This window comes from Thioalkalivibrio sp. ALJ21 (assembly GCF_000378605.1).
GTDB lineage: Bacteria > Pseudomonadota > Gammaproteobacteria > Ectothiorhodospirales > Ectothiorhodospiraceae > Thioalkalivibrio.
In genome coordinates, this window is the sequence record NZ_KB905157.1 from 18,742 (window position 1) to 41,949 (window position 23,208).

21 protein-coding genes are annotated in these 23,208 nt (G+C 68.3%); 14 read left to right on the forward strand and 7 right to left on the reverse strand.

Annotated elements, in window-relative coordinates; genetic code table 11:
- The first annotated feature begins 135 nt into the window (after positions 1-135).
- From ssb to lnt, 6 genes are read left to right on the forward strand one after another with little or no spacing between them, the layout of a single operon-like run.
- Positions 136-618 (forward strand): single-stranded DNA-binding protein, encoded by a 483-nt coding sequence (ssb, locus tag F579_RS0111370; RefSeq protein WP_012983503.1) that lies wholly within the window; start codon positions 136-138, stop codon positions 616-618.
- Positions 619-654: 36 nt separating this feature from the next.
- The gene (gene miaB / locus F579_RS0111375; protein ID WP_019584615.1) at positions 655-2,007 is read left to right on the forward strand and encodes a tRNA (N6-isopentenyl adenosine(37)-C2)-methylthiotransferase MiaB; all 1,353 of its coding nucleotides are present in this window, start codon (positions 655-657) and stop codon (positions 2,005-2,007) included.
- A gap of 3 nt (positions 2,008-2,010) precedes the next feature.
- Entirely contained in the window at positions 2,011-3,006 is a 996-nt protein-coding gene (locus tag F579_RS0111380; RefSeq protein WP_019024827.1) for a PhoH family protein, read from the forward strand.
- Positions 2,993-3,508: an rRNA maturation RNase YbeY gene (ybeY, locus tag F579_RS0111385; protein WP_019024828.1), complete on the forward strand. Its 516-nt coding sequence runs from the start codon at positions 2,993-2,995 to the stop codon at positions 3,506-3,508. The genes F579_RS0111380 and ybeY overlap by 14 nt, the downstream gene beginning before the upstream one ends.
- Positions 3,501-4,436, forward strand: a complete 936-nt coding sequence (locus tag F579_RS0111390; protein ID WP_019024829.1) for an HlyC/CorC family transporter — start codon at positions 3,501-3,503, stop codon at positions 4,434-4,436. Before ybeY ends, F579_RS0111390 begins: the two co-directional genes overlap by 8 nt.
- Complete coding sequence (gene lnt, locus F579_RS0111395) at positions 4,436-5,938, forward strand: apolipoprotein N-acyltransferase (protein WP_019024830.1); 1,503 nt, start codon at positions 4,436-4,438, stop codon at positions 5,936-5,938. Before F579_RS0111390 ends, lnt begins: the two co-directional genes overlap by 1 nt.
- A gap of 6 nt (positions 5,939-5,944) precedes the next feature.
- Here lnt and F579_RS0111400 read toward each other — a convergent pair whose 3' ends face one another.
- Both F579_RS0111400 and F579_RS0111405 read right to left on the reverse strand, forming a co-directional pair.
- Positions 5,945-6,490: a zinc ribbon-containing protein gene (locus F579_RS0111400; protein WP_019024831.1), complete on the reverse strand. Its 546-nt coding sequence runs from the start codon at positions 6,488-6,490 to the stop codon at positions 5,945-5,947.
- A gap of 59 nt (positions 6,491-6,549) precedes the next feature.
- Positions 6,550-7,404 carry a DUF2189 domain-containing protein gene (locus F579_RS0111405; RefSeq protein WP_012983496.1) on the reverse strand — a complete coding sequence of 285 codons (855 nt, stop codon included), beginning with the start codon at positions 7,402-7,404 and terminating at the stop codon, positions 6,550-6,552.
- Between the two features lie 207 nt (positions 7,405-7,611).
- Here F579_RS0111405 and leuS point away from each other — a divergent pair, with 207 nt between their 5' ends.
- The 8 genes from leuS to F579_RS0111445 all read left to right on the forward strand — a co-directional run bounded on the left by leuS (position 7,612) and on the right by F579_RS0111445 (position 15,311).
- On the forward strand, positions 7,612-10,203 hold the full coding sequence (gene leuS, locus F579_RS0111410; RefSeq protein ID WP_019024832.1) for a leucine--tRNA ligase: 2,592 nt from the start codon (positions 7,612-7,614) through the stop codon (positions 10,201-10,203).
- On the forward strand, positions 10,200-10,766 hold the full coding sequence (lptE, locus tag F579_RS0111415; RefSeq protein ID WP_018138179.1) for an LPS assembly lipoprotein LptE: 567 nt from the start codon (positions 10,200-10,202) through the stop codon (positions 10,764-10,766). Before leuS ends, lptE begins: the two co-directional genes overlap by 4 nt.
- Positions 10,766-11,803, forward strand: a complete 1,038-nt coding sequence (holA, locus tag F579_RS0111420; RefSeq protein ID WP_019024833.1) for a DNA polymerase III subunit delta — start codon at positions 10,766-10,768, stop codon at positions 11,801-11,803. The genes lptE and holA overlap by 1 nt, the downstream gene beginning before the upstream one ends.
- A 4-nt stretch (positions 11,804-11,807) precedes the next feature.
- Entirely contained in the window at positions 11,808-13,112 is a 1,305-nt protein-coding gene (locus tag F579_RS0111425) for a glutamate-5-semialdehyde dehydrogenase (protein WP_019024834.1), read from the forward strand.
- Positions 13,113-13,181: 69 nt separating this feature from the next.
- Entirely contained in the window at positions 13,182-13,832 is a 651-nt protein-coding gene (nadD, locus tag F579_RS0111430) for a nicotinate-nucleotide adenylyltransferase (protein WP_019024835.1), read from the forward strand.
- Between the two features lie 7 nt (positions 13,833-13,839).
- Positions 13,840-14,232 (forward strand): ribosome silencing factor, encoded by a 393-nt coding sequence (gene rsfS / locus F579_RS0111435; protein WP_018138175.1) that lies wholly within the window; start codon positions 13,840-13,842, stop codon positions 14,230-14,232.
- 15 nt (positions 14,233-14,247) lie between these two features.
- Entirely contained in the window at positions 14,248-14,718 is a 471-nt protein-coding gene (rlmH, locus tag F579_RS0111440) for a 23S rRNA (pseudouridine(1915)-N(3))-methyltransferase RlmH (protein WP_019024836.1), read from the forward strand.
- Positions 14,715-15,311: a nucleoside triphosphate pyrophosphatase gene (locus tag F579_RS0111445; protein WP_026301089.1), complete on the forward strand. Its 597-nt coding sequence runs from the start codon at positions 14,715-14,717 to the stop codon at positions 15,309-15,311. Before rlmH ends, F579_RS0111445 begins: the two co-directional genes overlap by 4 nt.
- A 10-nt stretch (positions 15,312-15,321) precedes the next feature.
- On the opposite strand, the gene F579_RS0111450 is transcribed toward F579_RS0111445, so the two are convergent.
- The 5 genes from F579_RS0111450 to glgA form a co-directional block, all read right to left on the reverse strand.
- Positions 15,322-16,746, reverse strand: coding sequence for a sigma-54 dependent transcriptional regulator (locus tag F579_RS0111450; RefSeq protein ID WP_019024838.1), 1,425 nt, complete (start codon positions 16,744-16,746; stop codon positions 15,322-15,324).
- The gene (locus F579_RS0111455) at positions 16,743-18,377 is read right to left on the reverse strand and encodes a PAS domain-containing sensor histidine kinase (RefSeq protein ID WP_019024839.1); all 1,635 of its coding nucleotides are present in this window, start codon (positions 18,375-18,377) and stop codon (positions 16,743-16,745) included. The genes F579_RS0111450 and F579_RS0111455 overlap by 4 nt, the downstream gene beginning before the upstream one ends.
- A gap of 21 nt (positions 18,378-18,398) precedes the next feature.
- Entirely contained in the window at positions 18,399-18,680 is a 282-nt protein-coding gene (locus F579_RS0111460) for a PP0621 family protein (protein WP_019024840.1), read from the reverse strand.
- 67 nt (positions 18,681-18,747) lie between these two features.
- Positions 18,748-21,588: a phosphoenolpyruvate carboxylase gene (ppc, locus tag F579_RS0111465; RefSeq protein ID WP_019024841.1), complete on the reverse strand. Its 2,841-nt coding sequence runs from the start codon at positions 21,586-21,588 to the stop codon at positions 18,748-18,750.
- 87 nt (positions 21,589-21,675) lie between these two features.
- The gene (glgA, locus tag F579_RS0111470) at positions 21,676-23,151 is read right to left on the reverse strand and encodes a glycogen synthase GlgA (RefSeq protein ID WP_019024842.1); all 1,476 of its coding nucleotides are present in this window, start codon (positions 23,149-23,151) and stop codon (positions 21,676-21,678) included.
- Positions 23,152-23,208: the final 57 nt, after the last annotated feature.

Genomic DNA, 23,208 nt, shown 5'->3' on the forward strand with positions numbered 1-23,208 from the left:
AAACCACTACCCGCTGCACGACGCGCCTTGTCTCGGAAAACCTGGGGTACCAACGCGAGCGTGTACATTGATCAGTGTTTCCTTAACGGTTCGTTTCCCGCGCCCTGCAAAGGCGTCAGACACTAAGGAGTTCCCATGGCCCGCGGCGTCAACAAAGTCATCCTGCTCGGCAACCTCGGGGCCGACCCGGAAAAGCGCGAGACCCCCAACGGGGTTACCGTGACCAATCTGCGTCTGGCCACCTCGGAGCAGTGGACCGACAAGAACTCCGGCGAGAAGCGGGAGAACACCGAATGGCACCGGGTGGTGATGTTCGGGCGTCTGGCCGACATCGCCGCGCAGTACCTGTCCAAGGGCTCGCAGGTCTACATCGAGGGCAAGATCCAGACCCGCAAGTGGCAGGACCAGTCCGGCAATGACCGCTACAGCACCGAGATCGTGGCCAACGACATGCAGCTGATCGGCGGCCGCGGGGGCAGCGGCGGTGGCGGCGGGTTCGACCAGGATCCGGGCTATGGCGGCGGCAGTTCCTACGGCGGCGGTGGCCAGCAGGGCGGCAACCGCAGCAGCGCCCCGGTCTCCGGCGGCGCCTTCGATGACGACGACGTCCCGTTCTGAGAAGTACCTGACGTCCACCAACACAAGTACGCACGCATGATCCGCAAGGTCTACATCCAGACACACGGGTGTCAGATGAACGAGTACGACTCCGACCGCATGCTCGACGCGCTGCGCGAGCTGCACGGGGCGGAGCGTACCGATGACCCTGAGCAGGCCGATGTCTTGCTGATGAATACCTGCTCCATCCGCGAGAAGGCACAGGAGAAGGTGTTCTCGCTGCTGGGGCGCTGGCGGCAGATCAAGGAGCGCCGGCCCGAGGTGATCATCGGGGTTGGCGGCTGTGTGGCCAGCCAGGAGGGCGATGCCCTGCGCGAACGGGCCCCGTACGTGGATCTGGTGTTCGGCCCGCAGACGCTGCACCGCCTGCCGGCGATGATCCAGTCGGTGCGCCGCGAGCGGGCGCCGGTGGTGGATATCTCCTTCCCCGAGATCGAGAAGTTCGACCGTCTGCCCGAGCCGAAGGCCGATGGCCCGACCGCGTTCGTCTCGGTGATGGAGGGCTGTTCCAAGTACTGCAGCTTCTGCGTGGTGCCCTATACCCGCGGCGACGAGATCAGTCGGCCGTTCGACGACGTGATCGCCGAGGTCGTGGCGCTGGCCGGGCAGGGGGTCAAGGAGATCAACCTGCTGGGGCAGAATGTGAATGCCTACCGCGGGCCGATGGAGGACGGTGATACCGCCGACCTCGCCCTGCTGATCCACTACGTCGCCGCGGTGGACGGGATCGAGCGCATCCGCTTCACCACCTCGCACCCGGTGGAGTTCTCCGATTCGCTGATCCAGGCCTATGCCGACGAGCCCAAGCTGGTCAGTCACCTGCACCTGCCGGTACAGAGCGGTTCCGACCGCATCCTGGCGCAGATGAAGCGCGGCCACACGATCCTGGAGTACAAGTCCAAGATCCGCCGCCTGCGCGAGGCGCGCCCGGACCTGGACCTGTCCTCCGACTTCATCGTCGGCTTCCCCGGCGAGACGGACGCCGACCATGCGGCGACCATGAAGCTGATCGAGGAGCTGCACTTCGATTTCTCCTTCAGCTTCATCTACAGCGCCCGTCCGGGTACGCCGGCGGCCTCGCTGCCGGACGACGTTCCGCTGGCCACCAAGAAGGCCCGCCTGGCCGAGCTGCAGGCCCTGATCGAGCAGCACGGGCGCGAACGCAACCAGGCCATGGTCGGCAACATCGAGCCCGTGCTGGTCGAGGGCCCGGCCAAGCGCAATCCCGGCGAACTGGCCGGGCGCACGGCGAACAACCGCATCGTGAATTTTGCGGGCGACCCCAGCCTGATCGGACAGATGATCCCGGTCGAGATCACCGAGGCCCTGGCGCATTCCCTGCGCGGCCGTGCGGTCGAGCGGGCGATGCCCGCCGCCGTCGGCGCCTGATTGATGAGTAATCGTCTGGATTTCACCCTGGAGCCGGGGGACCAGGAGACGCTGGCGCGTCTGTCCGGTCCGCTGGATGCCCATCTGCGCCTGATCGAATCCCGTCTGGGCGTAGCCGTGCACAATCGCGGGCCGCGCTTCAACCTGACCGGGCCTAAGGCCGCAGTACAGGCCGCCGGCGCGCTGATTCACGACCTCCACCGCATGGCGCAGGAGGAGCCGGTCAGCCTGGAACAGGTGCACACCGCACTGCAGACCGCGCACATGGAAGGACTGGCGGAGGCCGAGCCGGCCGCAGCCGATCCCGCCCTGCGCCTGAAGCGCGCGGTGATCCGGGGCCGTGGTCCGCGCCAGAGCGGCTACCTGGCCTCGATCCAGCAGCATGACCTGAGCTTCGGGATCGGACCCGCCGGGACCGGCAAGACCTTTCTCGCGGTCGCCGCCGCCGTCGCGGCGCTCGAACAGGACCGCGTGCAGCGCCTGGTGCTGGTGCGCCCGGCGGTGGAGGCGGGCGAGCGCCTGGGCTTCCTGCCCGGTGACCTCGCGCAGAAGATCGACCCCTACCTGCGCCCGATGTACGACGCCCTGTACGAACTGATGGGCTTCGACCAGACCGCGCGCCTGATGGAGCGCCAGGTGATCGAGGTGGCCCCGCTGGCCTACATGCGCGGGCGCACGCTGAACGAGGCCTTCATCATCCTCGACGAGGCACAGAACACCACCGTCGAGCAGATGAAGATGTTCCTCACCCGCATCGGCTTTGGTTCCACGGCGGTAGTCAACGGCGATATCACCCAGGTGGACCTGCCGCGCGGCCAGCGCTCGGGCCTGAAACACGCGATGCAGATCCTGCAGGGCGTGGAGGGTGTGAGCATTACCCGGTTCCAGGCTGGCGATGTGGTGCGCCACCCGCTGGTGCAGCGCATCGTCGAGGCCTATGACGCGCACGAGGATGACGCGGCACGGGAGGGCGGACCCCGAGGCGATGGCGACGCTTGAGGTCGTGGTCCAGTATGCCCTGCCGCGCCGGGGGCTCCCGTCCGCCGTTACCCTGCGCCGGGCTGCGCGCGCCGCATGGCGCGGGGCCGGCCGGGCCGGCGTAACCCTGCGCGTGGTGGATGTCGACGAGGGCCTGGAACTGAATCGGGGCTTTCGCGGGCGTGACTACGCCACCAACGTACTGTCCTTCCCCGCCCCCGATCTGCCCGCGCTGGCGGCGGGCGAGCCGCACTATCTCGGCGATATCGTGCTCTGTGCGCCGGTGCTGGCGCGCGAGGCGGCCGAGCAGGGCAAGTCCCTGCGGGCCCACTACAGTCACATGGTGGTGCATGGCCTGCTGCATCTGCAGGGCATGGATCACCAGGAACCCGGCGAGGCCGAGGCGATGGAGGCCGTTGAGCGCTCGATCCTGGCCGGGTTAGGCTATCCCGACCCCTACCAGACCGGCTCTCCGGCCCGTGACCCAAGCGCGCCCGCCACCGGAACCGTCCCCAATGCCTGAACCCGTACCTGACGAGCAACCTGCCTGGCGGCGCTGGCTGGAGCGCGCGAAGACGCGCCTGTGGCCGCGCCGCGATCCCGCTACCCGGCCCGAATTGATCGAGACGCTGCGCGATGCGCACGGTCGCGAGCTGGTCGACCCCGAGGCCCTGACCATGCTCGAGGGCGTGCTCAACGTGGCCGACATGCAGGTGCGCGACATCATGATCCCGCGCGCGCAGATGGAGGTCGTGCGCCGCGACGCGCGTCTGTCCGAGTTCCTGCCCGACGTGGTCGCCTCTGCCCACTCGCGCCTGCCGGTGGTCGGGGACCACCGCGACGAGGTCGTCGGCGTCCTGCTGGCCAAGGACCTGCTGCGCTTTTTCGGCGAGCCCGACGATGCCGCCTTCGACATGCAGGAGATCCTGCGCCCGGCCGTGTTCGTGCCGGAGAGCAAGCGCCTGAACGTGCTGCTGAAGGAGTTCCGCCTGAGCCGCAACCACATGGCGATCGTGGTGGACGAGTACGGTGGCGTGGCCGGGCTGGTGACCATCGAGGACGTGCTGGAGCAGATCGTCGGCGAGATCGAGGACGAGCACGATGTCGAGGACTACCTGACCCAGATCATGCAACACCCCGGCGGGCGCTACACCATCAAGGCGCTGACGCCGATGGAGGAGTTCAACGCCTACTTCCAGACTGCCTACAGCGAGGATGACTTCGACACCATTGGCGGACTGGTACTGTCGCACTTTGGCCATGTGCCGCGCCGCGGCGAGCAGATCGTGATCGACGGGATGCGCTTTCGCGTGCTGCGCGCGGACAACCGCCGCCTGCATCTGCTGGAGATGCGCCTGCCGGAGCCCGACGTGGCCCCGGCCTCGGATGACCCGGGCCAGACCTTCGAGGGCCAGCCGGCCGACGGCGGCGGCGAGCACAAGGGGGGCTGATGCAGCCACTGGCCGAGCGTCTGCCCGCCTGGGTCATCGCGGTGCTGGCCCTGGTCGCCGGGGCGGGGGCGACCCTCGCCTTTGCCCCGGTCGGCTGGTTTCTGGCCGCGCCCCTGGGCCTGGCCGTCTGGTTCGGCCTGCTGATCGGTGCACCGACACGGCAGGCCGCCTGGACCGGCTATGCCTTCGGGCTCGGGTTCTTCGGGACCGGGGTGACCTGGATCTTCAACAGCCTGCTGGTGTTCGGGCAGGCCCCCCTGGTGGTGGCCTCGTTCATCACCGTGCTCTTCGTGCTGGTAATGGCCCTTTATCCGGCCCTGCTCGCGGCGCTGGCCGCCCGTTTTCTGCCGCTGACGCGACCGGCCGGTCTGCTGGCCCTGGCCGGGGGTGTGGTGTTGATGGAGCTGGCCCGCTCCTGGCTGTTCTCGGGCTTTCCCTGGCTGTTGTTCGGGCACACGGTGCTGGACACCCCGCTGCAGGGCTGGCTGCCCCTGGCCGGGGAGCTGGGCGCCGGCCTGATGGTCGCGTTGCTGGCCGTGGCCGTGGTCAGCGTATTTCTGCCGGGGAAGCGCTGGCTGGGAGCAGGGTTGGCCGTCACCGTGGTGATCGCATCGCTGGCACTGGGGCTCGTGCGCTGGGTGGAGCCCACCGGCGAGGAGATCCCGGTTGCGATGGTGCAGGGCAACATCGACCAGGCCCGCAAGTGGGCCCCGGATGGCATCGAGCATTCGCTGGACATCTACCGGGAGCTGACCCGCGAGGCCGTCGGGGACGCCCTGATCGTCTGGCCGGAGACCGCGATCCCGGCGTTCTACACCGAGGTGCATGATCCCCTGGAAGGCATTGCGAGCGAGCTGGCCGAGGCCGGTGGCGAGCTGGTGGTCGGTATCTTCGACTACGAGGCCGAGGGGCGGGATGTCTTCAACTCGGTGGTGCATGTCGGCAGTGGCGCGGGCTACAACAAGCGTCAGCTGGTGCCCTTTGGCGAGTACATCCCGCTGCGCGACCGCCTGGCCTGGCTGGACCGGCTGCTGCAGATCCCGATGTCGGATCTCTCCGCGGGTACGGGCGATGGCCGCATGGAGATGGCCGGGACGACCGCTGGGGTCAGTATCTGCTACGAGTCCGCCTATGCCCGCCACATCCGCGCGGCACTGCCGGAGGCCGGATTCCTGGTCAACGTCTCCAACGACGCCTGGTTTGGCGACAGCCTGGCCCCGGCCCAGCACCTGCAGATCGCCCGGGTGCGGGCGGTGGAGACCGGGCGTCCGATGGTGCGCTCGACCAACACCGGAATCTCGGCGCTGATCGATGCCGATGGCCGTATCCTGGAGCGTTCGGGGCTTTTCACCCGCGAGGTGGTCCGCGGGACGCTGGAGCCGCGCACCGGGCTGACCCCCGCCGCCGCGCTGGGTGAGGGCCCGGCGGTGCTGGCCGCGCTGGTACTGGTGGTGCTGGGTGCGGCGGTGGGTCGCCGCCGCACTCCGTCACCGTCGGTGTGACGGCCCTTAGGCCTCCGCGGCCTCGGGGCCGCCCGGGCCGCGGCGGAAGGTCGTATTGTGGCAGTTGGAGCAGGGCGGGATGCGCGCGACCTTGGTCATGTGCAGCGCGTGGCCGCACTTCTTGCACAACAGCTCGCCGGGGCCGGTGATCTCGCCGGTGTGCCATTCGCCCATCACCTGGGCGCGGGCGGTTAGCTCGGTGATCTCGATGCGGGTCCTGTCGGCGATGCGCTCCAGCGCATTGAGAACGCTGGCCTCGATCAGCCCGAGATCGATCCGCAGCCAGCCGCGCCAGTCCTCGCTGCGGCTGTCCAGGTAGGCCCCCAGGTCCTGCAGGTCGCGGCGCAGATAGTCCATGACCTCGTGCGCCTCCTCGCGCGTGAGGTCGCTGGCCTTCTGTACGCGGTCGCGGGCGTTTTCCAGTGTCTCGGTGATTGCCTTGCTGGTCTTGTCTTCCAGCTTCTCGAGGTCCTCGGTGACCTCGTGCAGCATCCGGTGGTAGGCGCTGCTCAACCGGTTCTCGCGTTCCTCTTCACTGCGTTCTTCGCTCATCGATTCCTCCGTCGATTGCTGGGGAGGGGCGGACGCCCCTCCCCAGGATTAGAGCCTTTTTACGCAGTTTCGACCAGATCCCGGTAGCCGTGCCACATCGCAAAGCCGAGCCACGGGAAGATCACGATCAGTGCCAGCAGGGCCGTGGCCACCGAGATTGCGAACAGGGCGGTAATGATCAGCCCCCACAGGATCAGCGTGCCCCGGTTGTGGCTGAAGGCCTTCAGGCTCATCCCGATCGCGTCAATCAGCGTGGTCTGCGGGGCCTCCTCGCGGGCACGATGATCGATCATGGCGGGCAAGGTGACGAGGCTCAGCACGAAGACAATGAGCCCGAACACCACGGCGGCCACAATCACCCCGATCAGGGAGATAATCCCGGAGCCCGTGGTCAGCATGGTGCCCACCAGGTGATGCAGCTGCCCGGTCACGCCCAGTTCGCCGATATTCAGCACGGCGATCCACATCCAGACAAAGCTCGCCCAGATGACGAAGATCAGGGCCAGGAGCAGGGCGAACACCCAGACCGAGCCTCCCAGATGGGTAAGCCATCCCAGCCCTGCACCCGTGGAATGCCCCTGTTCGCGTTCCATCGCCAGGTAGTTCACGCCGACGGCGAGTACTGGCCCCAGAAACAGGAAACCGGCCAGGAAGGAAAAGGCCATCCAGGGCTGGTTCCATGACATTCCCAGCAGCACCAGGCCGACGATCGCGATGACCAGGCCGTGTATCAGGGCCACGGGGGTTTTCCAGAGGTCTCGCCAGCCCTTGCCCAGCCAGGTCCCGAGATGGTCGGGTTCCACCGTGCGTATCGCGGGACTCTCGGTCTCGGGTGTGTGTTCCCTTTCGACTTCGCCCAGATCTTCGGGGTAGGCGCGTTTTACAACGGGGATTTCGTCCTTTTCCTCACTCATGTCCTCAACTCCTTGGGACTTTTTTCGTGGGCTCACTGATTCCGTCCGTCGTGATGCGCAGTGGTTCCGGTCATTTTTTGAAGTCCGTCTCGAAAACCGGCGGGTTGCCCGGGTGCCCCGGTCAGCGTCGTTTGCTTGGAGGGGGTACGGGCGGCTGGTATTCTGCGCAGTTCTTTGTTTCCCGCGATAAAGGCACAGGTGAGGCGCATGCAGGAGCAGTATTCCCCGGAGGTGATCGAGGCGCAGGTACAGCGCCAGTGGGAGGAGGCCGAGTGCTTCCGCGCGCGTGAGGATGCCTCCGGCGAGCCGTTCTACTGCCTGTCCATGTTCCCCTACCCCTCGGGCAAGCTGCACATGGGGCATGTGCGCAACTACACTATCGGTGACGTGATCGCCCGCTTCCAGCGCATGCAGGGTCGAAGCGTGCTGCAGCCGATGGGTTGGGATGCCTTCGGCCTGCCCGCGGAGAACGCGGCGATGCAGAACCATGTGCCACCGGCCGCCTGGACGCGCCAGAACATCGAGCAGATGCGCACCCAGCTCAAGCGCCTGGGCTTTGCCTACGACTGGTCGCGCGAGTTCGCTACCTGCGATGCCGACTACTACCGCTGGGAACAGTGGCTGTTCGTGCGCCTGCTGAAAAAGGGGCTGGTTTATCGCAAGAAGGCCACGGTGAACTGGGACCCGGTGGACCAGACCGTGCTGGCCAACGAGCAGGTAATCGAAGGCCGCGGCTGGCGTTCCGGTGCGCTGGTCGAGCGCCGCGAGATGCCGCAGTGGTTTCTGCGCATCACCGACTACGCCGACGAATTGCTGGAGGCCCTGGACGGGCTGGACGGCTGGCCGGACCAGGTACGCACGATGCAGCGCAACTGGATCGGGCGTTCCGAGGGCGTGGAGCTGGAGTTCGCGGTGGATGGTGGCGAGCCGCTGACCGTCTACACCACGCGCCCGGACACCCTGTTCGGCGTCTCCTACATGGCGCTGGCCCCGGAACACCCGCGGGTGCAGGCACTGGCGGAGAACGACTCCGAACTGGCCGCGTTCGTCGCCGACTGTGCGCAGGGCGGGGTGGCCGAGGCCGATCTGGCGACCATGGAGAAGAAGGGCCGGTCGCTGGGCTTTACCGCCCGCCATCCGCTGACCGGTGCGGAGGTCCCGGTCTGGGTCGCCAACTTCGTGCTAATGGAATACGGCACCGGCGCGGTGATGGCCGTGCCGGCACACGACGAACGCGACCACGAATTCGCCACGAAATACGACCTGCCGATTCGCCAGGTCATCGCCCCGGCCGACGGTGCCGAGTGCGATGTACAGGCTGCGGCCTTTACCGATCCCGGCGTGCTGGTGAACTCCGGCGACTTCGACGGGCAGGCCTCCGAGGCGGCCAAGGCTGCGATCGCCGAACACCTGGAGCAGGCCGGGCTTGGCCGGCGCCGGCGCAACTACCGCCTGCGCGACTGGGGCATCTCGCGCCAGCGCTACTGGGGCTGCCCGATCCCGGTGATCCACTGCGACGACTGCGGTGCGGTGCCGGTGCCGGAAGCCGACCTGCCGGTGCGCCTGCCGGAGGACGTGATCCCGGACGGCGCCGGCTCGCCGCTGGCACGCATGCCGGAATTCTACGAGGCAACCTGCCCGGAATGCGGCAAGCCGGCACGGCGCGAGACCGATACCTTCGACACATTCTTCGAGTCGAGCTGGTACTTCGCCCGCTATGCCTGCGCCGACAACGACACCGCGATGCTGGACCCGCGCGCCGACCACTGGCTGCCGGTGGATCAGTACGTCGGCGGTATCGAGCATGCGGTGCTGCACCTGCTGTACGCGCGCTTCTTCCACAAGCTGCTGCGCGACGAGGGCCTGGTGGCCTCGGACGAGCCATTCACCCGGCTGCTGACCCAGGGCATGGTGATCGCGCCGACCTTCTACCGCGAACGCGGTGACGGCGGCAAGGACTGGATCAACCCGGCCGATGTCGAGCTGGAGCGCGCGGAGGACGGCTCGGTAAAGGCGGCGCGACACCGCGAGGACGGCCAGCCGGTCGTCGTGGGTGGCATGGAAAAGATGTCCAAGTCGAAGAACAACGGCGTGGACCCGCAGGCGCTGATCGAGCGCTTCGGCGCCGACACCGCGCGGCTGTTCACCATGTTCGCCGCGCCGCCGGACCTGTCGCTGGAGTGGTCCGACTCCGGCGTCGAGGGCGCGCAGCGCTTCATCAAGCGCCTTTGGCGGGCGGTGCACGAGCACGTGAACGGCGATGCGCCGGGTGCGCTGGATGTGGACGCGCTGGACGACGCCGGGCGCGAGCTGCGGCGCAAGCTGCACGACACCATCGCCAAGGTGACTGACGATATCGGGCGGCGCCAGACCTTCAACACGGCGGTGGCCGCGAACATGGAGCTGCTGAACGACCTCGGCAAATTCCCGAAGGATGCGCCGCTGGCTGCAGTCGTGCGCCAGGAGGTGCTGGAGGGCATCGTGCGCATGCTGGCGCCGATCATCCCGCATGTGACCGAGACCCTGTGGCGCGCGCTGGGCCATGACGGGCTGGTCGCAACCGCCGCCTGGCCGACGGTCGACGAGGCCGCGCGCCAGGCCGCGCAGGAGACCCTGGCGGTGCAGGTGAACGGCAAGCGCCGCGCCGAGATCGCGGTCCCCGCCGGTGCCGACCGCGATGCGATCGAGGCCGCCGCGCGCGGCGACGAGAACGTGCAGCGGCACATTGAGGGACACAACGTGGTGAAGGTCATCGTGGTGCCCGGTCGCCTGGTGAACTTCGTGGTGAAGCCGCAATGACCGCGGTGCTGCGCGCAGTGCTGGTCGTATGGCTGGCGGTTGCTGTGGCCGCCTGCGGCTTCCAGCTGCGCGGCAGCATGGACTGGCCGGAGGCCCTGGCCCCGGTGCAGATCACCGGCGTGAATCCGCGTGACTCCCTGTACCGCGAGCTGGCGGTGGCCTTCGGCTCGGCCGGGGTCGAGGTGGTCGATCAGCGCCCCGAGGGGCAGGGGGCTACCCTGGATGTGCGCTCCGTGCGCGACCGGCGGCGCACGCTGTCGGTGACCGACGCGGCACGGGTCGCGGAGTACGAACTGATCCGATCGGTGGAGGTGCGCCTGCGCCCGGTGGACGGAGAGGCCGTGGATCTGGGGACGCTGCATGCAAGCCGGATCTATCTGTTCGACGGCTCGGCGGTGCTCAGCCGTTCCGAGCGCGAGGAGACCCTGCGCGAGGCAATGAACCGGGATATCGTCAGCCAGCTGCAGCGTCGTATTCAGGCGGTGATCGGAGCCGACGGGCAGTTGCGCACGGATGTCGAGTTCGAGGATGACCAGCCGATGACTGGAGAACCTACCGACTGATGGCCCAGGATCTCGCCCGCCTGGAACAGGATCTGGCGCGCGGCGTGGCGCCGATCTACCTGCTGCTGGCCGAGGAGCCATTGCAGGCGATTGAGGCGGCCGACGCGATCCGTGCGGCGGCCCGCGACCAGGGCTTTCTGGAACGGACCGTGCTGGATATGACCGCGCAGTCCGACTGGGCGCCGTTCGAGTCCGCGATCCGCGACCGGTCCCTGTTCGCCGAGCGCAGCGTGCTGGACCTGCGCCTGGCCACCGGCAAACCGGGCAAGGTGGGCGGCGACCACCTGAAGGCCTATGCGGCCGAGCCCCAGGATGACCTCGTGCTGCTGTTGCAGCTCCCGCGGCCGGATCGGGACATGCGCCGGGCGGCCTGGTTCAAGGCGCTGGAGAACCGCGCGGTGGTGCTCCACGCGCGTCCGATCCCGCCATCCCAGCTGGGTCCGTGGGTCCGCGCTCGCCTGCAGCGCCACGGCCTGAAGATTACGGAGCCGGCGCTGGCGCTGCTGGTCTCGCGCATCGAGGGCAATCTGCTGGCCGCGCGCCAGGAGATCGAGAAGCTGGCGCTGGCGGGCGTGACCGACATCGACGAGGCCGTGCTGGCGGAGGCCACCACCGACGCCGCGCGCTTCGAGCTGTTTGCACTGGCCCCGACGGCACTGCGCGGCGATGCCCGCCATGCTCTGCGCATGCTGGAGGGGCTGCTCGACGAGGGGCAGCCGGAGCCCCTGATTCTCTGGGCGCTGGCGCGCGAATGCCGCCTGCTGGTGCAGGCGATGGAACGCAAGGCGGCCGGGGCACCGGATCGCGAGGCCTTTCAGGGCAGCTTCGGGGACGGTCAGAAGGCCCTGCGCCAGGCGATGTCGCGGCTGAGCCTGCCGGCGGCGCGTGGCTTGCTGGGCGAGGCCGCGCGTGTGGATCGGGTCATCAAGGGTCAGGAAAACGGCAACGCGCGGCAGGGGTTGCTAGACTTGGTGGCCCGTATGGCGGGACGCCGGTTGTCCCGGCCATTGCCCGCACTGAACACCGAACGAGTCTGATTGCATGAACGCTGCCGTACACCCGACCGAATCCGCTGCCGCCGACGTGATCGCCCAGGTCGAAGCCCTGGGGCGCGCCGCTCGCGTGGCCTCGCGGCGCATGGCCGAGGCCGAGCCGGGCGCGAAGAACGCGGCACTGCACGCGATCGCCGAGGGTATCGCCGCGCGGCGTGCGGAGCTGGTGGAGGCCAACGGCCGCGATCTGGAGGCCGGGCGCGCGCGCGGCCTGGACGCCGCGATGCTGGACCGCCTGGCGCTGACCGACGCGCGCATCGACACCATGATCGAGGGCTGTCGCCAGGTGGCCGGGCTGCCCGATCCGGTGGGCACCATCACCGACATGGCCTATCAGCCGAGCGGCATCCAGGTGGGTCAAATGCGTGTGCCGCTGGGCGTGATCGGCATCATCTACGAGTCGCGTCCGAACGTGACCATCGACGCCGCCGCCCTGTGCCTGAAGTCCGGCAATGCCGCGATCCTGCGCGGCGGCTCCGAGGCCCTGCACTCGAATCAGGCCCTGGCCGCGATCATCCAGGCCGGGCTGGAGCAGGCCGGGCTGCCGCGCGAGGCGGTGCAGGTGGTGCCGACCACCGACCGCGCGGCGGTGGGCGCGCTACTGCGCATGCCGCAGTACGTGGACGTGATCGTCCCGCGCGGTGGCAAGGGCCTGATCGAGCGTGTCAGCAACGAGTCGCAGATCCCGGTGATCAAGCACCTGGATGGTGTCTGCCACGTGTACGTGGATGGCGGGGCCGATCTCGACAAGGCGCTGGCCGTGGCGGTGAACGCCAAGACCCAGCGCTACGGCACCTGCAACACCATGGAGACGCTGCTGGTGCACGCGGATCAGGCCGAGGCCTTCCTGCCGCGCCTGGCGACGGCCCTGGGCGAGCACCAGGTGAGCCTGCGTGGCTGTGCGCGTACCCGGGCCATCCTCGCCGACAGCGGGGCGGACATCGCCGAGGCCACCGAGGACGACTGGGTGGCCGAATACCTGGGCCCGATCCTCGCGATCCGCGTGGTCGACGACCTGGACGCGGCGATCGACCACATCAATACGTACGGTTCGCATCACACCGACAGCATCGTGACCGAGGACTATACCCGGGCCCGGCGCTTCCTGCGTGCGGTGGACTCCAGCTCGGTGATGGTGAATGCCTCCACCCGCTTCGCCGATGGCTTCGAGTACGGCCTGGGCGCGGAGATCGGTATCTCCACCGACAAGCTGCACGCCCGTGGCCCGGTGGGCCTGCACGGCCTGACCACCCTCAAGTACGTGGTGTTCGGCGACGGTCATGTGCGTAGCTAGGGGCCCGACGGGTTTGGGGCTGATCTGCTGCGCGCGATTGAACCGGCGTCTCCCTGGGGCGATTCCCGCGTGATCGGGGTTCTCGGCGGCACCTTCGACCCGATCCACTTCGGCCACCTGCGGCCCGCGCTGGAGATTCAGCAGCACCTGGGGCTGGAACGGGTGCATTTCATCCCCTGTCACGTGCCGCCGCATCGTACGAGTCCGGGTACCGGCAGCGATGACCGCCTGGCGATGGTGGAGCGGGCGATCCGCGATGTGCCCGGTTTCGTGGCCGACCGCCGCGAGCTGGACCGCGAAGGGCCCTCCTACACGGTCGATACCCTGCTGAGCTTTCGCGAGGAGCTGGGATCCGAGGCGCCGCTGGTGCTGATCATGGGCATGGATGCCTTCGCCGGTCTGCCGTCGTGGAACCGCTGGGAACAGCTGTTCGATCTGGCCCATATCGTGGTCTCGCACCGCCCGGGCAGTCCGGCCTCGCAGGAGCTGGGCGGCTGGCTGGGCAATGCGGCCACGCATGACTCGGCCGCGCTGCGTTCCAGCCCGGCGGGCCGGGTGTATTTCCAGCCGGTGACGCAGCTCGATATCTCCGCCACGGCCATCCGCGAAGAACTGCTTGCCGGGCGCAGCCCGCGCTTCCTGCTCCCCGGCGCCGTCAACCGCTACATTCAGGACCACGGCCTGTACCGGGCCGGGGTCCAACGACATCACGGAACCTGATCGATACATGAACAGCGAACAACTGCTTGAACTCGTGACCACCGCGCTGGAAGACATCAAGGCGCAGAACATTCGCACTATCGATGTGCGTGGCAAGACCACACTGGCCGACTTCATGGTGATCGCCTCCGGGACCTCCGGGCGGCATGTGCAGTCGGCGGCCGAATCGGTCGCACTCGAGGCGAAGAAGGCCGGCATCCAGCCGTTGGGGGTCGAGGGCCAGGAGAGCCAGGAGTGGGTGCTGGTGGACCTGAACGACGTGATCGTCCACGTGATGCTCCCGGAGACCCGCGACTTCTACAACCTGGAAAAGCTCTGGCTGGCCGAGGAGGCCGCGGATACCGAAAAGGCCGCCCCGGAGGACCCCAGCCTGGAACGCGTCCGCCGCCTGCGCGGCTGACCGGGCCGCGCCGCCATGCGCCTGGACCTGATCGCGATCGGCAAGCGCATGCCCGACTGGGTGGCGGCCGGTTTCGACGAATATGCCGGTCGCCTGCCGCGCGAGCTGAACCTGAACCTGCAGGTCCTGGCCGGTCCCTCCGGGGCCAAGTCCATGGATACGGCCACGCTGCTGCGGCGCGAGGGCGAGATCCTGCTGAAGGCCATACCCGAGGGCGCCCGCGTGATTCTGCTGGACGAGCGCGGCAAGGGTGTGGACACCAAGGGCGTCGCGCGGCGTCTGGCGGACTGGCAGCAGGACGGGCGCGATATCGCACTGGTGATCGGTGGGGCCGCGGGGCTGGATGAGGCCGTGCGCGCCCGCGCGGAATGGGCCTGGTCGCTGTCGCCGCTGACCTTCCCGCACATGCTGGTGCGGGTGCTGGTCGCCGAGCAGATCTACCGTGCCTGGTCGCTGCTGAACAACCACCCCTACCATCGCGCGTGACGCCCGTGTCGCACCCGCTGCTGCTGGCCTCCGCATCCCCGCGCCGTCGCGAACTGCTGGAGCAGATCCAGCTCGCCTTCGAGGTGGCCCCGATGGATGTGGACGAGACCCCGCGGCCGGGCGAGTCACCAGAGGCGCTGGTCGAGCGCCTCGCCATCGCCAAGGCGGAGGCGGCCCTCGAACGCAGCGCCCCGGGGCAGTGGGTGCTGGCCGCGGATACCCTGGTCGCGGCGGGCGACGAGGCCCTGGGAAAGCCCGAGGATTTCGCCGATGCGGCGGCTATGCTGCAACGCCTCTCCGGCAGGGAGCACCGGGTGGTGTCCGGCATGGCCTTGTGTCGGCCCGGTGAATCCATGCGGGCATGCACTGTGACGACCCGCGTGCGCATGCGGCCGCTGACGCCATCCGACATCGAGCACTATTGGGCGACGGGCGAGCCGCGCGGCAAGGCCGGGGCCTATGCGATCCAGGGGCGCGGTGCCGCCTTTGTCGAGTGGATTGCCGGGTCCTACACCAACGTGGTGGGGCTTCCGCTGTTCGAACTGGAGCAGTGGCTGGCGGCGATCCCTGACCCGCCGCCGCGCCGCGCCTGATCTGTCCCTTTTACTCGATCCCGAGCTTCTTGAGCCGATAGCGCAGCTGGCGAAAGCTGAGCCCGAGCAGGCGCGCCGCCGCCGTGCGGTTGCCGCCGGTCTGCTGCAGCGCCGTGGCGATGGCCTGGCGTTCCTGCTCGGCCAGGCGCTGGTCCAGGGCGACGTCGTCCGCCGTTGCCGTCGGTATCTCGCGCCGGGGCGGGGGGGGGACAAAGCCCGGGGCCTCGGCCGATGGCAAGGGTTCGCCATGTGCGGAACGGGGCAGGTCAATGCTGTCGGCGTGAATCGTGGGGCCCTCGCTGAGGGTGGCCGCGCGTTCGAGGATGTTCTCCAGTTCGCGCACGTTCCCCGGGAAGGGATGCCGGGCGAGGACCTCGAGTGCGTCCGGCGCCAGTTCCAGCGGTTCGGTACCCCACTGGTCGCTGATCCGTGCCAGCACGCACTGGGCCAGCACCGGGATGTCCTCGCGTCGTTCACGTAGCGCAGGGACCTTCAGTTCGATTACGTTCAGGCGGTAGTAGAGGTCCTGGCGGAAGCGCCCCTCGGCCACCGCGCGCTCCAGGTCGTGGTGGGTGGCCGACAAAAGGCGCACGTCCACCGGGATCTCGCGCGTGCCCCCGACCGGCTTGATCGCGCGTTCCTGGATCGCGCGCAGCAGCTTGACCTGCATGGGCAGCGGCAGGTCGGCGACCTCGTCGAGAAACAGCGTGCCGCCGCTGGCGGCCTGGAACAGCCCGGTGTGATCCTGCGTGGCCCCGGTGAAGGCCCCCTTGCGGTGGCCGAAGAACTCGCTCTCCATCAGCTCGCCGGGGATGGCCCCGCAATTGACCGGCACGAACGGGCGATCACTGCGCGGCCCCAGGCGGTGGATCTCGCGTGCCACCAGCTCCTTGCCGGAGCCGGATTCGCCACGGATGAACACTGGCGCCTGGCTGCGCGCCAGCTTCTGGATGGTCGCGCGCAGGGTCTGCATCGGTGGGGCCTGACCGAGCAGGGGGCTGTCGATGCGGGTGGTTTCGGCGTCCGGGACCGTGCCGGCATTCAGCGCGCCGGGCAGGTCGGGGGCGGGTTCCATTCGCAGTGCGGTGTCGATCAGCTCGCGCAGCTGCTGCAGGTCCACGGGCTTGCTGACAAAGTCGAATGCACCGAGCTTCAGGGCCTGGACGGCGGTGTCCACGCTCCCGTGGGCGGTGATCACGGCCACCGGCAGGTCCGGGCGCTGGCCCTGGATGTGGCGCACCAGATCCAGGCCGTCGCCGTCGGGCAGGCGCATGTCGGTCAGGCAGAGGTCGAAATCCTGCTGGGCGAGCAGTTCGCGCGCCGCGTTCAGGCGTTCGGTCGTGGTGGCCTCGATCCCCATGCGGGAGAGCGTGATCTCGAGGAGTTCGCAGATGTCCGGTTCGTCGTCCACGACCAGGACGTGGCGAATGCTCATGCGCGTTCCCTCGCGGGCTCCGTCGACGATGCTTCCGTGCTGCCTTCCGTCGGGGCGAACAGGATGCGGAAGCACCCGCCGGTGGGTGTGCTGACGTACTCCAGGGTTGCCCCGTTGTTCTCGCACAACATGCGCGAGATGTACAGGCCCAGCCCGGAACCCCCGCCGCTACTCGAGACAAACGGTTCGAACAGGTCGGAGCGCTGATCCGGCGCAATGCCGGGTCCTGCGTCGAGGATATCGAGACTGACAACCCGGGCGACCTGGCCGGCGCCGCCACGCAGCACGATCGGCGGTGTGCCTGGCTGGTCGTGGCCCCCGTGTATGCGGGCATTGGTGCACAGGTTCCAGAGGACCTGATTCAGCTGCGACGGGTCGAACAGTACCTCGGAATCATACGGCTCGATCCTGGCGTGCAGCGCGACGCGCGGGATCTGCAGGGCGCCGCAGAACTCGTCGACGAAGCGGTCGAGGAACTCCTGCAGGTTCAGCCGCTCGCGTTGCCCGGTATCGCGTCGGGACAGGCTCAGAACGTTGGAGATCAGCTCGTTCACGCGCTTGCTCTGCTTGTTGATGATGGTCAGCAGACGCTGGTCGGGGCGGGTCAGCTGGGGGGACTCGGCGAGCAGCTGGGCACTGTGGCTGATCGCGCCGAGCGGGTTGCGGATCTCGTGGGCGATGCTCGCGGTCAAGCGGCCCAGCGCCTGCAGCTTGCTGGCCTGTGCCTGACGCTGGATCTCCGCGAGATCCTCGAGGATCAGGAGCGTCCCGCGGTCGCCCAGGGGGGTCAGGCGGACCTGCAGGGCGGGCTGGTCACGATCCCCCGGCAGCTGTTGCGTGTCCGTGCGCATCCCCGTGCTTTGCCATTGCTCGACCCGCTGGGCCAGCGCGGGGGAGATCGCGGCCAGTTGGCGGCCGGGGCGGGGCGGGAGCAGGCGGCGAGCGGCCTCGTTGATCGAACGGATCTCGCCATCCGGGTCGACTGCGATGACGCCGGCGCTCATGCGCGCGATGATCTGGGCATTGAGTTCGGCGAGGTTCGCCAGGTCCTCTTCCTGACGCTCCACCTGGGCGCGGGTCGCCCCCGCGCGGCGCGCGACATGCCGGGCGAGAAGCCCGGCGGCGAATAGCGTGGCGCCGAGCAGCCCGGCCTGAGTCAGGCCCGAGCCGTCCTGGTCCAGCAGGAAGATCGCCGCCGCCTCGGCCGTGAGCAGGCCAAGGGTGGCGACGGCGGCCAGTGACAGGCTCAGCCGTCCTCCGGAGAGCAGGGTGGCGGCCACCACCGCGGGGATCAGCAACAGGCCGATGCCGGTGCCCACGCCGCCTGCGACCAGGACCAGCGCGACCAGGCTGATGGTGTCGCCAATCCCGCCCAGTAGCGCGAGAGCCGCCAGACTGGTCGTGTTGGGGTCGCGGGCCGGGCGCCAGGTCATCGCCGCGACGAACAACGCAAAGACCAGATAGCCGCCGGCGAGCGCGGGATACATCTCCGGTGCCGCGGCTTGCAGCCCCACGGGGCCCTCGGGTACCAGCCCCAGGATCAGCAGGACGCTGGCGACAAAGACCCGGTAGAGCGCGAACAGCCAGGCCGAGCGGCGCGTGTCGGCATCAAGCGCGATGGGCCCCCCCATGGATGCCGACCTCCCGCGGGATCAGTCGGCGCCCGAGTCGGAACCGGGCCCGGCGTTCTGCCGGTTGCGGTCGACCTCGGCGTGTTGCGGGGAGCAGTAGAGGCGATCGCCATCGCGGTAGGCCTCGGCCTCCGGGACGTGTACGCCACAGTAGGCGCAACGGATCACCGCGCCGCCTTCCTTCAGGCGTTCGGGGCGGGTGTCACGCGAGACGGACTCCTTGCGTGCGCTGGTGGAGCGCACCAGGGTGCGGACCGCCAGAAAGACAGCGACGATGGCAACGATGAGCAGCAGCAGGCGCATGCCGCGATTCTAACGCAAGGCGGTGCGCACCGCCCCCCGGGTCCAGCACGGGGGCGGATGACTGTGCTCAGCCGGTGTTGCGCATCCCTGCAGCGATCGCGTTGATCGAGCGCAGCAGTGGCGACAGCCAGGGGTTGTCCGCGTCATCGTCGGCCTTGGCGTCGAACTGGCGCGACTCGCGCAGCAGGTGGATCTGGATGCTGTTGAGCGGGTCCAGATACGGGTTGCGCCGTTGCAGCGAGCGCGCCAGCAGTGGCGTCTCGTCCATCAGGTTGTCCAGCCGGGCGACGCGCAGGACCTCGTTGACCGTGCGCGTGTGTTCCTCGCGTACGCGCGAGTACAGGCGTTCGGCCAGTGCCGGATCGCTGCAAAGGCGCGCGTACTCGGCCGCGGTGCGCATGTCGGCCTTGGTCAGCGCCATCTGGCAGTTCGACAGCAGGGACCGGAAGAACGGCCACTCCTGGTACATCCGCTGCAGCTGTTCCAGGCGTGCCGGATCCTCGCCCCGCCACTGCTCCAGCGCCGATCCAATCCCGTACCAGGCGGGCAGGGTATGGCGCGACTGCGCCCAGCCGAACACCCAGGGGATCGCCCGGATCGAACTCTTGGAACGGTCCGTCTTGCGCCGGTGCGAGGGCCGCGAGCCGATGTTCAGGAAACCGATCTCCTGCACCGGGGTGATCTCGTAGAAGTAGTCGAGAATCCCCGGGGTGCGGTCGATCAGGTCGCGGTAGGCATCCTCGCCGGCGCGGGCCAGCTCGTCCATCGTGGCGCGGTATTCGTCGCGGTCCTGGCGTGCCGGGCGGATCAGGCTGCGCGAGGCGAGCATCAGCCCGGTCGCCCCCATGCCCAGTTCGTAGACTGCCGTCTCCGCGTTGGAGTACTTGTACGACAGCACCTCACCCTGCTCGGTGAACTTGATCCGGCCCTGCACGGTAGCCGGGGGCTGGGCCAGGATGGATTCATGGGTCGGGCCGCCACCGCGGCCCACGGTACCGCCGCGCCCGTGGAACAACTGGCAGCGCACGCCAAAGCGGTCGGTGATCCCGACGATCTTCTTCTGCGCCTCGTAGAGGTTCCAGCTGGAGGCGAGGATGCCGCCATCTTTGCAGGAATCGGAGTAGCCAAGCATCACGTCCTGGACGTTGCCGGAGGCGGCCAGCAGGCGGGCATAGACCGGGTTGGACAGCAGGCCTTCCAGCACGTCCTCGACATGCAGCAGGTCCTCGATGGTCTCGAACAGCGGCGAGATGCGCAGGTGGCAGAACGGCTCGCCGTTCTCGTCCTCGCCGGCCAGGCCCGCCAGGCGGCCCAGCAGCAGGACCTCCAGCACATGCGAGGCGGCATGGGTCATCGAGATCACGTAGGTGCCGATGCCATCCGGGCCGATCTCGCGGCGCATCGCCTGGATGACCTCGAATACGCGCAGGGTCTCCTGCGCACCCTCGTCGAGGGCCTCGCGATTCAGATCGGCCAGCGCCGGTGCCGCGATCAGATCGCTCAGGACCTTCTGACGGTCGGACTCGTCCAGCGTGTTGTAGTCGACTTCCGGGGCCAGCTGCTGCAGCAGCTGGGCGACGGCCTCGCCATGGACCGTGGACTCCTGGCGTACATCCAGGTGATGCAGGTGGAAGCCGCAGGTCTCGACCAGGCGGATCAGGTCGGTCAGCGCGCCGGAGGCGATGTTGCGGTCGCCATGGCTGATCAGCGAGTCGCGGATCAGGTTCAGGTCCTGAAGAAAAGCGTCGGCGTCCGCGTAGGCGCTGTTGGTCGGCAGCACGGCCGCTTCGCCCTGGATGCGCCGGCAGACCGTCTCCAGCGTCTCGCGCAGGCGGTAGCGCATGATGTACAGCTTGCGCCGGTACGGCTCGCTCTCGAAACGGTCGGAGGCGCCGTGGAACACGGCGTTGGCGATGTTGCTGTCGGCGTCCAGGCTGTCGAGGAACTCCTGCGACGGCTGGCACATATAGGCCGAGTGGGTGAGGACATTGCGCAGGTGATTGACCCGCTTGATGTATTCGCGCAGGACCTGCTCCATCGCCAGGCGGCAGGCCAGTTCGGTGACTTCCGGGGTGACGTTCGGGTTGCCGTCGCGGTCACCGCCGATCCAGGAGCCGAAGTGCAGAAAGGCCGGGATGCGCACGGGCAGGCTGCCGTCCGGGTGTACCCCGTAGATGCGCCGGATCGCCTTCTCCAGGAAGCGGTAGGACTGCGGTATCGCCTCGAACAGGCTCTCCTCGAAATAGAACAGCCCGTACTTGATCTCGTCCTGGACCTGCGGCTTTTTCACCCGCACCTCGTTGGTGCGCCACAGGAGCTGGATCTGGGTCTCCAGCTCCTCGATGATCAGACGGCGCTCTTCCTCGCCCAGCTCGGGCTGGTTGAGCCGGTCGGCCGTCTCGAATACGCGGCGCTGGTTCTCCATCGTGGTCCGGCGACGGGCCTCGGTGGGGTGCGCGGTGAACACCGGCTGGTAATGCAGTTCCGCGAGCAGGCGTTCCAGTTCGGCAGCGGTCACCCCCTCGTTGTGCAACTCGCGCAGCGTCTGGTCGAACGAGCCGGTCCACAACGGTTCGCCGCTGGAGACCTGCGCGCGGCGCCAGCGGTAGAACAGGTCTTCCTCGGCGATGTTGACCAGGCTGAAGTAGATGCTGAACGCGCGGATTACGCGTTCGGTCAGGGCTGCGTCGAAGTGGGTGATGTCCGCCATCAGACGCTGGCGCAGCTGGGGATCTTCGTCCTTGCGCAGGCTCACGAAACCGCGGCGGAGCTTTTCCACCGCGTCGAATACGGTCTGGCCTTCCAGCTTGCGAATTACGTTACCCAGCAGTTCGCCGAACAGGCGCACGCGGGCGCGCAGTTCCTTGTCCTTGGGCAGGAATCGGTCGTCTAGGTCGGTTTGAGTCATAAGCCCTTCTGCACGCACAAGGCCGGCCCATGGGCCGGCCTTGTGGGGAACGTTGCTAGCGCGAAAAGAGGATGATTATAGCGCAGATTAGCCGGTCGTAGCCTGTCGCCTGCGGGGAACCAGTTGGCGATACAGCGAGAGGTAGTGCTCGGCGCTGGCGGTCCAGTCGAATTCCTGGCTCATGCCGGTGCGCAGGAGCTGTTCCCAGCGCCCGTCGGCGCGCTGCTGGTACAGCTCGAGGGCGCGTTCCAGGGCCTGCGTCAGGGCGCTGACCGTGTCGGGCGTGAAGCTGAAACCGGTGGCCGTGCCGTCGGCCAGGTTTGCGGGGCTGGCGTCCACGACGGTGTCCGCCAGCCCGCCCGTGGCATGCACCACCGGCGGGGTGCCGTAGCGCAGGCTGTACATCTGGTTCAGGCCGCAGGGCTCGAAGCGCGAGGGCATCAGGAACAGGTCGGACCCGGCCTCGATCTGGTGCGCCAGCGGCTCGTCGTAGCCGATATGCACCCCGACGCGGCCGGTGTAGGTCCGGGCCAGGGCGCCGGTCGCATGTTCCAGGTCCTTCTGTCCGGAACCGACCAGGGCGAGTTGCACGCGTCCGGACTCCAGCAACGGGGTGCAGGCCGCATGGATCAGGTCCACGCCCTTTTGCTCGACCATGCGCCCGACATGGCCGAGGATCGGCACGTCCGGATCCACGTCCAGCCCCATGCGCTTTTGCAGGGCGGCCTTGCATTGGGCCTTGCCGGCCAGATCCTCCGACGAGTACGTCTGAGCGATGTGGCGATCGCGGGAGGGATCCCAGGCGCGGTAGTCGACCCCGTTCAGGATGCCGTAGAGATCCTTGGCGCGGGCGCGCAGCACGCCGTCCAGGCCCATGCCCGATTCCGGCTCCTGGATTTCGCGGGCGTAGGTGGGCGAGACGGTGGTGATGGCATCGGCGAAGACCAGTCCGGCCTTCATGAACGACAACTGGTCGTGGAACTCCAGGGCGTCCGGGGTCCACAGATCGGGCGGCAGCCCCAGATCGTCCATCGCCTGCGCCGGGAACAGGCCCTGATAGGCGAGGTTGTGGATCGTGAAGATCGTGCGCGGGCGCGGGGCGCCACTGCGCTCGGGGTCCAGGAACACGGGCACCAGGCCGGTCTGCCAGTCGTTCAGGTGCACCAGTTCCGGTGCCCAGTCGAGCCCGGCCTCGTCGCGGGCGATGGCGGTGATCGCCCGCGCGAACCCGGCGAAACGCTGGGCGTTGTCCGGCCAGTCCATGCCATTGCTGGCGCTGTAGGGGTTGCCGGCCCGCTGGAAGTACTCCGGCCAGTCGACCAGGTAGACCGGCAGTTTGGTGCCGGGCAGGTGGCCTTCGATCAGCTTCCAGGGCGCATCCGGGGGACCGGGCAAGGGTTGCGCGTGGGCCAGCTGGCTGCAGGCCTCCGGATAGCCGGGCACGACCAGCCGCACATCCTGTCGACGCCGGCGCAGGGCGACGGGCAGGCTGGCGCTGACGTCGGCGAGGCCCCCGGTCTTGGTCAGGCCGTATGCCTCGCTACTGGCGAAAAGGATGCGCATAACAGTTCCCTGGGGAAACAAGGGTGGAACCGGGAGCCCCGGCTGTGTTTCCAAGAG